Annotated in this window: 8 protein-coding genes; 3 read left to right on the top strand and 5 right to left on the bottom strand. The window is 74.3% G+C overall.

Annotated features, from left to right (window positions below; translation table 11 throughout):
* Together EAO71_RS09170 and EAO71_RS09175 are read left to right on the top strand one after the other, a co-directional pair.
* Positions 1 to 416 (top strand): phosphotransferase (locus tag EAO71_RS09170; protein WP_147979186.1); only part of this gene is annotated, 416 nt, incomplete at its 5' end.
* 6 nt (positions 417 to 422) lie between these two features.
* The gene (locus tag EAO71_RS09175) at positions 423 to 1637 is read left to right on the top strand and encodes an acyl-CoA dehydrogenase family protein (protein ID WP_147977270.1); all 1215 of its coding nucleotides are present in this window, start codon (positions 423 to 425) and stop codon (positions 1635 to 1637) included.
* Between the two features lie 12 nt (positions 1638 to 1649).
* On the opposite strand, the gene EAO71_RS09180 is transcribed toward EAO71_RS09175, so the two are convergent.
* The 5 genes from EAO71_RS09180 to EAO71_RS09195 form a co-directional block, all read right to left on the bottom strand.
* Positions 1650 to 5906, bottom strand: a complete 4257-nt coding sequence (locus EAO71_RS09180) for an AAA family ATPase (protein ID WP_147977271.1) — start codon at positions 5904 to 5906, stop codon at positions 1650 to 1652.
* A 102-nt stretch (positions 5907 to 6008) separates the two neighbouring features.
* On the bottom strand, positions 6009 to 6158 hold the full coding sequence (locus EAO71_RS37565) for a hypothetical protein (RefSeq protein WP_187282616.1): 150 nt from the start codon (positions 6156 to 6158) through the stop codon (positions 6009 to 6011).
* Positions 6159 to 6239: 81 nt separating this feature from the next.
* A complete protein-coding gene (locus EAO71_RS09185; protein WP_147977272.1) occupies positions 6240 to 6833 on the bottom strand; it encodes a TetR/AcrR family transcriptional regulator in 594 nt (197 codons plus the stop codon).
* 29 nt (positions 6834 to 6862) lie between these two features.
* Positions 6863 to 8488: an AMP-binding protein gene (locus EAO71_RS09190; RefSeq protein WP_187282731.1), complete on the bottom strand. Its 1626-nt coding sequence runs from the start codon at positions 8486 to 8488 to the stop codon at positions 6863 to 6865.
* A 17-nt stretch (positions 8489 to 8505) separates the two neighbouring features.
* A complete protein-coding gene (locus EAO71_RS09195; RefSeq protein WP_147977274.1) occupies positions 8506 to 9276 on the bottom strand; it encodes an SDR family oxidoreductase in 771 nt (256 codons plus the stop codon).
* A 167-nt stretch (positions 9277 to 9443) separates the two neighbouring features.
* Between EAO71_RS09195 and EAO71_RS09200 the strand changes: the two genes are divergently transcribed.
* Complete coding sequence (locus EAO71_RS09200) at positions 9444 to 10685, top strand: exo-beta-N-acetylmuramidase NamZ family protein (protein WP_147977275.1); 1242 nt, start codon at positions 9444 to 9446, stop codon at positions 10683 to 10685.
* The last annotated feature ends 378 nt before the right edge of the window (positions 10686 to 11063 follow it).

Genomic DNA, 11063 nt, shown 5'->3' on the forward strand with positions numbered 1-11063 from the left:
CCGTCGTCCACGGCGACTACCGCCTGGACAACGTGCTGATCGGCGAGGACGACCGCATCAAGGCGGTCCTCGACTGGGAGATGTCGACGCTCGGCGACCCGCTGACGGACCTCGGCCTGCTGGTGATGTACAGCGCGAAGCTGGACCTTCCCCACTCCCCCGTCAGCACCACCGCGGCCGCCGCGGGACACCCCGATCCCGCCGAGCTGATCGAGCGCTACGCCGCCCGCTCCGGCCGGGACACCTCCGCCATCTCCTGGTACACGGCCTTCGCCTGGTTCAAGCTCGCCGTGATCCTGGAGGGCATCCACTACCGCTACACCCTCGGGCAGACCGTCGGCGCCGGCTTCGACCGGATCGGCGACCTGGTCCCCGTCTTCATCGAGCACGGCCTCACCACCCTCCAGGAAGGCTGATCCGCCATGGACTTCGCGTTCGACGCCCGCACCGAGGAACTGCGGGCGAACCTGCTCGCCTTCATGGACGAGCACGTCTACCCGGCCGAGCGGGTCGAGCACGAGCAGCGGGCGCTGCTCTCCTCGCCCTGGGACACCCCGGACGTCGTGGAGGACCTCAAGGCCGAGGCGAAGCGCCAGGGCCTGTGGAACCTCTTCCTGCCCGACGCGGAGTACGGGGCGGGGCTGACCAACCTCCAGTACGCGCCGCTCGCCGAGATCACCGGCCGCAGCCCCCACCTGGCGCCGACCGCCCTCAACTGCGCCGCCCCGGACACCGGGAACATGGAGGTGCTGGCCCAGTTCGGCGACGAGGCGCAGCGCAAGCAGTGGCTGGAGCCGCTGCTCGCCGGGGAGATCCGCTCGGCGTTCGCGATGACCGAGCCCGAGGTGGCCTCGTCGGACGCGACGAACATCGAGACCCGGATCGAGCGCCGGGGCGACGAGTACGTCGTCAACGGCCGCAAGTGGTACATCTCCGGGGCGATGAACCCGAACTGCCGGATCTTCATCGTGATGGGCAAGACGGACCCCGAGGGCTCGGACGTCCGCCGCCAGCAGTCGATGATCCTCGTACCGCGCGACACCCCCGGGGTCGAGGTGCGGCGCGCGATGCAGGTGTACGGCTACGAGGACCACTCCCACGGCGGTCACGCCGAGGTGCTCTTCCACGACGTCCGCGTCCCGGCGTCGAACCTGATCGGCGAGGAGGGCGGCGGCTTCGCCATCGCCCAGGCGCGGCTCGGCCCGGGCCGCATCCACCACTGCATGCGGCTGATCGGCATGGCCGAGCGGGCCATCGAGCTGATGTGCCGGCGGTCCGTGTCCCGCACGGCCTTCGGCAAGCCGATCGCCCAGCAGGGCGTGGTGCAGAACTGGATCGCGGACGCGCGGGTGTCTGTGGAGCAGCTGCGGCTGCTGGTCCTCAAGACCGCCTGGCTGATGGACACGGTCGGCAACCGCGGCGCGCACACGGAGATCCAGGCGATCAAGATCGCGACCCCGCGTGCGGTGGTGGACATCATCGACAAGGCGGTCCAGGTGCACGGCGCGGGCGGTGTCTCGCAGGACTTCCCGCTGGCCGAACTCTGGGCCGCGGCGCGGACGCTGAAGCTGGCGGACGGGCCGGACGAGGTGCACCAGCGTTCGCTGGCGCGCCGCGAGATCAAGAAGTACCTGTAGCGGCAGCCGCGTTCAGGGCAGCCTGAGGCAGATCACGCCGGTGGCGGTGTGGACGGCGAGCCGCTCGTCGTCCACCCACTCCAGGTCGCGCACCGCGCAGCCGAGCGGGATCCGGTGCAGGACCTCGGGCTGCTCGTCGYCCGCCGCGGCGGCGAAGAGCGTGACGTACCCGTCGGCGGTGGCCGTCAGGACGGTCGGCCGCCCGTGCCGGGTCTGGAGCCGGAGGACCGAGATCCGGGCGGAGTCGGGCCGCGTCACGGGCTCGGGCGGGTGACGGTCCCGGCTCCTCGTCCCCGGGGGGAGGAAGCGGGTGCGGACGACCAGGCGTCCGTCCGCCGTGACGTACCCGACGACCGGGCCTCCGGGCCACACGCCCACGTCGTGCACGAGGTCCCGGGAGTACACCTCCTCCCAGTGGTGGACGGCATGGCCCGGCAGCGAGCGGACCGCGAGCATGTAGATCTCCGGACCGAAGTCGAACGCTCCCTGGTCGTTGCCGCCGCTGCTCGGAAGAGCGCCGGCCACGGCCATGAGGACGTACGACCCGGCGGAAACGGCGCGCAGGGGCCCGACTCGCACGAGCCCCGCCCCTTCCGCCCACACGGTGGCGCCGGTCGGCTTTCGCAGCACCAGGTACTTCTCGCCCAGGCCGCCGAAGTCCTTGACCAGCGCCACGTGCGGGACCTCGCCCAGGAGGACGGGCCGCAGGTCGTCCACGGTGCCGCGGCGGTCGACGGCCTCGCCGTCCGCACCGCCCCACAGCTCCGTGACGGCCCGCTTCCCGGGGCGCAGCCGCATCAGGGGCGCCCCCGAAGTGCCCGCGACGAAGCCGGTGTCGATGGCGTCGGCGCGCAGTTCGGCACCGGTCTCCGGATCCAGCAGGCGCACCCGTGGCCCGCGGCGGCTCGCGACCACGGGGCGGCCGTCGCTCGTCCCGACCGCCATGGACGTGTCCACGGCGTCCTCGGCGTCGTGGGCGCCACCGGGGGCGAGCGTCCAGGACTTGGCGGACGCGGCGTCGGGGGCCAGCGAGACCAGCCACAGGCCCTGCGGCCCGCGACCGGCCGCCAGGAGGTGCCGCACCGGGGCGTCGACCGGGGTCGCGGCAGCCGCCTCGCCCCGCTCGTCGAAGGCGAACACCGTGCCCCCCGCTTCGTAGAGCGACCACAGCCCCGTGCCGTCCGGCGCACCCGGGCAGACGCGCAGGGCGGGAAGATGACGCCGGCCCCCGGCCCACTCGACGACCCTCAGTCCGCGCACTTCCCGCGCGAGGGAGCGGCCCCCGCGCGGGGGGAGCCAGGCACGCCTCGTCGCCACGGCCACGGTCGCGCCGTGGACGGCGAGGGCGGAGACCCGGCGTCCGCGCAGCACGCGGGTCCATGTCCGGGCCGGCCGCCCGGCGTCCGGACCGGTCTCCCAGACCGTCAGCCGGGCCCGGCGGAACGAGAGCTCGTCCTGATGCCACTCGACGACGGTCGCGACACGGAACCCGCCGTCCCCCGTGGGTCCCGCCGCCAGCCGGACCGCCTGCCACGGTCTGCGCCGCCGTCCCTCGCGCAGCCGGGCGAGGACGCGGTCCCGCGTCAGGTCGTGCAGGACGACCTCGCCCCTCGCGTCGAGGGTCACCAGCACGCACCGGCCGTCCAGGGCGAGCACCGCGCAGTCGACGAGCGCGGCACGGCCCTCGTGCTCGATCGCTCCGATCAGGTCCCGGCTCTCCACGTCCCAGACCCAGACGTGGGTCCTGGTCCGCAGGGCCGCCCACGGGTGCCCGTCGCGGCCGTGGACCCCGGTCACCCGGCCGACGTCACCCGGCAGCAGTCCCAGCGGCCGGCCGTCGGCGCAGTCCCAGACCGATACCGGGCCGCCGGTCTCGGCCGTCACGAGGACCGGCCGGCCGTGCGCGGTCACGACGGCGGCGCCGCCGACCGGCGCGGAGAGGGTGCCGAGCGTGGTGTACGGGACGGGAGCGACGTCGGCCCAGAGGGTGTCCCAGGGGAGGTCGGGGTGATGGTCGCGGACGGCCCGGYCGAGGGGTCCGGCGCCGGACTGGAGGGCGGACAGTCTCAGGCGTGCGGCGCGGGTGGGCGGGTCCGCGGTGGTCCGGAGGAGGGCCGCCCCGTGGTTCAGGGTGCGGGCCGTGTCGTGGGCCGGGCCCGACGGGGCGCGGTCCAGGACGCGTCGGAGGGCGTCGGTGTCGACGGTGAGCAGGTAGGCGGGGTCGAGGGCGAGGACGTCGAGGAGGTCGGTTCCCTCGGCGTGCTCGGCGAGGTGGCGCAGCACGTACGCGGGCGCGGCGGGCCAGTCCCGCACCCGGTCGACGCGAGGAACGAGGGCGTACAGGGCCCGGGCCACCCGGTCCCTGGCGGCCGGGGTGATGTCGGCGGCGAGGGCGTCGGCGTAGGACTGGTGGTAGAGCCGGTAGACGGACCGGCCGGACTCGTCGAGGTCCTCCACGAGGTGCTCGCCCGCGGCCCGGACGATCCACTCGACGTCCTCCCAGGAGTACGACCGCCGGCCCAGTGCTCCGGCGGCGGCGCGCCACACCTCGTCGGGTGGCAGGCCGCGGCCCTGGGCGAGGGCGAGCGCCCCCAGCAGGGGGAGGCCGCGGGCCCGTTGCGCGCCGAGCCGGTGCCGCAGGACCCGCAGGAACGTCTCGCCCGGCGCCTCCCCCACCACCGGGACCCCGGCGCGCCAGCCCGGGTCGGTCAGGTCGATCGAGCCGGGCATGCGGCCGAGGTAGCGGGCGGCGATCCGCGCGGAGAGGAAGCTGCCCCCGGCCCGGTCGGCGATCTCCTCGGCGACGGCGACGGCGGTGGGGTCGTCGTAGGGCCCGGTGCTGCCGGGCCCGTCGGGAGCCTGGAGCAGCCGTCGGGCGTACCGTGCGACGTCGTCCCGGCTGGCGGCGAGCCGGTCGTCGAGGTCCAGCACCGACAGCTCGCCGCGCAGTGCGTCCAGGACGTGCCGCCGCGTGCCGACCAGGAGCCGTACGCAGGGAATGCGCGACAGCGGCGCCAGGAGCAGGGTGGCGACGCGCCGGGCCTCGGCGTCGTCGGCGCCGGCCTCGCCCGCCTCGTCGAGGGCGTCGACGAGGACGGCGAGCGGTTCCCGGCGCGAGGCGAGGCCCACCAGCAGCGTCTGGACGGTGGTCGCGCCGTCGAGGCCGGCCGCGTCCGCGATGCCGGCGACGATGTCCTCCAGGAAGCGGTGGCGGGCGTGGATCGCCGTGGGGACGGGGGTCGCCGAGGCGGGGGACGCGGCGCGCAGGAGCAGCCGGCCGAGCAGCGCGGACTTGCCGACGCCGGGGCCCCCGGTGACCACCACTCCCCTGCCCCACCCGCCGTCTCCGCCTCCCAGCCACGTGGTGAGGCGGTCGAGTTCGGCGGTGCGGCCCATGAAGTACGAGGCCCGGCCGGCCGCGCCGCCGTCCTCGAAACCGCGGGCCCGGGGGACGAAGTGGTTCTCCAGCTCGGCGCGGCGGCGGCGCCCCTCGGGGCTCAGGCGGACGGTGAGTTCGGCGAGATCGCAGTCGTCGTAGAGCGCTTCGGGGCGGTAGCCGGAGTTCTCGAAGGAGAAGAAGGCGTACCCCTCGGTCTCGACGTGCGCGTGGGCGGTCTGATGCATGCCGAGGCCGCGGTAGATGTCGTTGACGGTGTGGACCACCTGCTCCACGGACAGGTACTGCTGCTTGTGGGAGAGCGAGAGCCGGGCGAGCGCGGTCTCCAGGGCGCCGGCGAAGACCATCGGCGCGGCCGGTTCCCCGGCGCGGGCCACGGCGATGACGGAGAAGTCCGTCAGGCCGCCGCCGCGGCCCGCGCCGTCCCGGAGCGAGCGGTGCAGCGTGTCGGCGATCCGCGCGGCGTCCGCGCCCGCCCCGCCCGCGTAGCAGGTGTCGACGACGAGCAGGACGCGTTCGGCGCCCGCGTCCAGGACGAGGCGGGTGAGGTCCTCGGCGGCCAGCGCGGTGCCGTTCAGACGTTGTCCGTGGCTGTCCCGGCACAGCAGGTAGTGCCGGTCGGGCCCCTGGGCGCCGTGGCCCGTGCAGTAGACGACGACGGCCTCGCCGGTGTGGTCGCAGCGGGATGCCCAGTCCGCCAGACGGGACCGGAGCTCCGCGGCGGTGACCTCCTCGATCCGCTCGTCGAGGCGGTAGCCGAGGCCGCCGAAGAGCCGGATGGCTGCCTTCAACTCCTCGCGCACGAGAGGCAGTTCGTCTTCGTGGTCGTAGCCACCGGTGCCGGCGACGACGAGCCTTCGGTCGACCTCCACCCGGAAGTTATACCTTCCGCGCCCGCTCGGGGACCGGGGAACCCGAAAGGCGGTGACGCGGGTGCGCAGGAGGGTGGGGTGCGGCCTCGGAGGGGGCGCGGGTCACAGGCTCACGAACGGCCGGTGGTCGGCCAGGGCCAGCTCGCGGACGAACGCGGTCACCCGCAGGGCACCGCGGGCGAGCAGGCGGGTGAGCGGGGCGCGCGACGGTCCGTAGGCCGCGCTCCACAGCCGTGGTACGCGGTTGCTCATGTCTCCAGCGTGGACCTGCGCGGGCGCCCGGTCCACCGGGGGCGCCGCGGGCCGGGCCCGGCCCGTCGCGCCCCGGCGACGTCAGGGCCGCAGCGCCCGCAGCAGCAGCCCGGCCAGCTGGTCGGCGACCTGCTGCGGGGTGAGCGGGCCGTCCGGCCGGTACCAGGTGGACAGGTGGTGGACGGACCCGAAGTGGTAGTCGACCACCAGGTCCGCGGGGGTCTCGGTGGTGAACACGCCGGCCTGCTGGCCTTCCTCGATCAGCGCCCGGAACCGCTCGTGGTACCGCCGCCGCTCGGACCGCACCTGCTTGTTCTTCTCCGGGCTGAGGTGGTGCATCGAGCGGAAGAAGATCGAGGCGTCGTCGAGGTTCTCGATGGTGGTGACGACCACGTCCGCGGCGGCGGCGCGCAGCCGCTGCTCGACGGGGGCGTCGGCGCCCGCGAAGGCGTCGAGCCGTTCCTGCTGGAGCCTCAGCACCCGGGAGTAGACCTCCTGCAGGAGGTCCTCCTTGGATCCGAAGTAGTGGTAGAGCGCGCCCTTGGTGACCCCCGCCGCCTCGACGATCTCCTGCACGGAGGTCCGGTCGTAGCCCTGCTCGGCGAAGAGCCGGGTGGCGGCGGCCAGCAGCCTCTGGGGGACGGGGGTACCGCTCCCGTCCGTCGTCCTGGCCATGCGCCGCCGCCTCTCTCTCGTCATCGTCGTCACGGGCGGGAACGGAGTTCCCGCCTGAGGATCTTCCCACTTGTCGTCTTGGGCAGCTCCGCCAGGATCTCGACCTCGCGCGGATACTTGTACACGGCCAGGCGCTGCTCGCAGTGGGCGGACAGTTCCTCGGGCCTCGCCTCGGCTCCTGGGCGCAGGCTGACGTAGGCCTTGACGGTCTCTCCCCGGTAGGCGTCGGGCACCCCGACGACCGCGGCCTCCCGGACGGCCGGGTGGGTGTAGAGCACGTCCTCGACCTCCCGGGGCCACACCTTGAAGCCGGAGGCGTTGATCATGTCCTTCTTGCGGTCGACGACGTAGAGCCAGCCGTCCGCGTCCATGAAGCCGATGTCGCCGGTGCGCAGCTCCCCGTCGGGGAAGGTCGCGGCGGTGGCCTCGGGCATCCCCCAGTAGCCGGGCACGACCTGGGGGCCGCGGACCGCGATCTCGCCCTGCTCCCCGAAGGGCACCTCGGCACCCGTCTCGTCCAGGATGCGCACGAGGGTGTCGGGTCCGGGGACGCCGACCGACAGGGTCCCGGACACGGGGTCCACCGGTGCCTCCTTCTCCGGCGGCACGGCGGCGCAGGGCGCGGTGCACTCGGTGAGGCCGTAGCCGTTCCGGATGTACGGGCCGAAGCCGGCGCGGAACCTCTCGACCAGCGCGGGCGGCACGGGGGCGCCGCCCGAGGAGACGACCAGGAACGAGGAGAAGTGGTCGGGGGTGGCGGCGGGGTGGGCGCCGAGGGCCATGAAGGCGGTGGAGGGTCCGYCCGTGTAGGCGGGCCGGTGCTCCAGGAAGGCGTCGAGCACGACCCCGGCCTCGAAGCGGTAGGCGAGGACGAGGGTCCCGGCGTTGACGAAGCAGGCGCCGAGCTCGCAGACGAGGCCGGTGATGTGGAAGAGCGGCGCGAGGGCGAAGTAGCCGGCGCCCGCGGGGACGGGGTGACCGGTGCGCTGGCGTTCGGCGTTGTGGACGACGCCGCGGTGGAGGTTGAGGGCGCCCTTGGGGGTTCCGCTGGTGCCGGAGGTGTAGCTGATCAGGGCCACGTCGTCGGCGCCGGGGTCGCGGTCCGCGGGGGCGGGGTGACCGGCGCGGGCGACCTCGACCAGGTCGTCGGTCTCGGTGGGGACCCGCTCGAAGGAGAGCACCCGGGGGTCGTCGCGGGTCTGCAGGTCACGCTCGCAGGCGGTGAGCGTGACGCCGACGGAGGCCGCGGCCGCGGTGTCGCGCAGATGGCTCTCCCAGGCGCGGTCGGAGCAGATCAGGGCGGTGGCGCCGGAGTCGCGCAGGGCGTGGCCGACCTCGCCCGACTTGTACATGGGGTTGAGCGGGACGACGGTGGCGCCCGCCTTCCAGGCGCCGAGCAGGGCCAGCACGAAGTGGGGGCTGTTCTGGAGCATGATCGCGACCCGGTCGCCGCGGGCCACGCCCCGGGCGGCGAGGTGCCCGGCGACCGAGTCGGAGAGCGCGTCCGTCTCGCGGTAGGTCAGACGGCCGTCGAAGTAGGCGAGGGCGGGGTGGTCASGGGTGCGGGCGGCGGCGGCGCGGAAGGCGTGCAGCACGGTGGGCGGCGGCGATATCGGGGCGCGCTGCGCCTCGCTGAGCTGGGCCACCCAGGGCATCGCGGCGTAGATCGAGGTCACGCGCCGGCCCCTTCCCACTTCTGCTGGAGGTGGTTCATGTTCCCGAGCCAGCGTTCGGGGTCGGTCGCGCGGGCCTGGTAGTAGCCGGCGACCTCGGCGTGCGGCAGGACCAGGAAGCGGTCGGTGTCGATGGCGTCGAAGAGGGAGTCGGCGACGTCCTCGGGCTCGATGGCGGTGGGGGCGAGCACGAGTTCGCCGGCCGATCCGGCGGCCGTGAGCATGTCCGTGCGGACGCCCTGCGGACAGATCGCGTGGACCTTGACCCCGCGGTGCCGGTAGGTCAGCGAGAGCCATTCGGCGAAGGCGTACGCGCCGTGCTTGGAGACGCTGTACGGCGCGGCGCCGACCATGGTGAGCAGGCCGGCGGCGGAGACGGTGGAGACGAAGCGGCCGCTGCCGCGCTCCAGCCACTCGGGCAGCAGGGCACGTGCCGCGCGGACGTGCGCCATCACGTTGACGTCCCAGGCGGCGGCCCAGACGGCCTCGTCGGCGAAGGCGTCGCCGGGGGACGCCAGCCCCGCGTTGGCGCACCACACGTCGATGGAGCCGGGGCCGCCGAGGGCGTCGCGGGCCTCCTCGACGATGGCGGAGGCGTCGCCCGCGATCGCCAGGCCGCCGATCTCCTCGGCGACGGCCTTGGTGCGGCCGGGATCGAGGTCGTTGACGACGACCCGGGCGCCCTCGGCGGCGAACCGGCGTGCCAGCGCCGCGCCGATCCCGCCTCCCGCACCCGTGACGACCACTCCAGCGCCCTGCACCGTACTCATCGGGACCCGCCTCTCCGTTGCGACAGTGACAGCAGACTAACCAGTCGGTATGTCGGGACGGAAGCCCTCTTCGGCGGCACCTCGCACCGCACGCCTCGTTCCGCGCGGCCGGTGCAGGCGCTAGCGTGCGTGCCCATGTCAGGGAAGGCGATCAAGGAGGTTTCCGCATGAGCCTGTCCAGACGGGGTCTGCTCGCCGCCGGCGGCGCCCTGGGCGCGGGGGCCGTGGCCGCCCCCGCGGCCGCCGCGCACGAGGGCGGGCGCCGGGTGCGCACCGGGTTCGACCGGCTCGCCGCCGACGACTACGCGCTCCTCGCCGGAGAGCGGGTCGGCATCGTCACCAACCCGACCGGGATCACCGCCGACGCCCGGCACATCGTGGACGTCATGCACGCCGACGACCGGGTGGACCTGACGGCCGTCTTCGGCCCCGAGCACGGCTTCCGGGGGACCGCGCAGGCGGGCGGCTCGGAGGGCCGCCACGACGACCCGGCGACCGGACTGCCCGTCTACGACACGTACCTGAAGAGCGGTCAGCCGCTCGCCGACGTGTTCACCGCCTCGGGCGTGGACACCGTCGTCTTCGACATCCAGGACGCGGGCGCGCGCTTCTACACGTACATCTGGACGCTGTACGACTGCATGGTGGCCGCCGCGCTGGCCGGCAAGCGCTTCGTCGTCCTCGACCGACCGAACCCGGTCACCGGGCGGGCGGCCCTCGGCCCGGTCCTGGACCGGGCCTTCGCGACCTTCGTGGGACGCGAACCGATCGCCCAGGCGCACGGGATGACCGTGGCGGAACTGGCCCTGCTGTTCAACGCCGAGTTCCTGACGACGCCGGTCCGGCTGGAGACCGTGACGATGTCGGGGTGGCGGCGCCGGGACTTCTTCGACACGACCGGGCTGCCCTGGGTGCCGCCGAGCCCGAACATGCCGACGCCGGACACCGCGCTCGTCTACTCCGGGACCTGCCTCTTCGAGGGCACCAACCTCTCGGAGGGGCGCGGCACGACCCGCCCCTTCGAACTGCTGGGCGCGGAGGGGATCGACCGGCGCTGGGCGGAGGAGGCGAACGCCCTGGAGCTGCCCGGGGTCCGATTCCGGGAGGCGTACTTCGCCCCGACCTTCTCCAAGTTCCAGGGGAAGACGGTCGGCGGCGTCCAGCTCCACGTGCACGACCGCGACGTCTTCGACCCGGTACGCACCGGCATCGGGCTGCTGGTCAGCGCGAAGCGGTCGTGGAGCGGGTTCGCCTGGCGTCCGGACAACTGGATCGACAAGCTGACCGGCTCCACCCGGGTGCGGACCCTCGTCGACGCGGGCGCGGACACGGACGAGGTGGTCGGCGCCTGGGCCGCGGACCTGGCGGCCTTCCGCGCCGTGCGCCGGGAGCACCTGCTCTACCGCTGAGAACGCGCTGACATCGGGGTGCGGCGGCGGTTCCGGCAGCCGGGGGCGCCGGCCGGGCGAGTCCCGCCCGGCCAGGTCGCCGGGCCACGGCCCGTCCGTGGCCCGGCCGCCCCGTACGGCCTGTTGCCGCACTTCCCGGTGGTCTCCGCGGCGCGTCCGCGCCGAAACCCTGGCCGTCCTCCCGTGCGCGCAGGATGCTGTCGCGGGAGGGACCCTCGGGCTCCTCCCGCGACAGTGTCCTCGACACGGAGGGGCGGACCGCCCATGGCCGGGATGAGTGTGGAGCCGTACCGGGAGATCACCTTCGACAAGGACGGCGACGGCGCGGCCGGGCAGCACGAGGCGCTGTCGGCGCTCGCCGCGCGCGGGGCCACGGAC

This window comes from Streptomyces sp. MS191, assembly GCF_008042125.1.
Classification (GTDB): Bacteria; Actinomycetota; Actinomycetes; order Streptomycetales; family Streptomycetaceae; genus Streptomyces.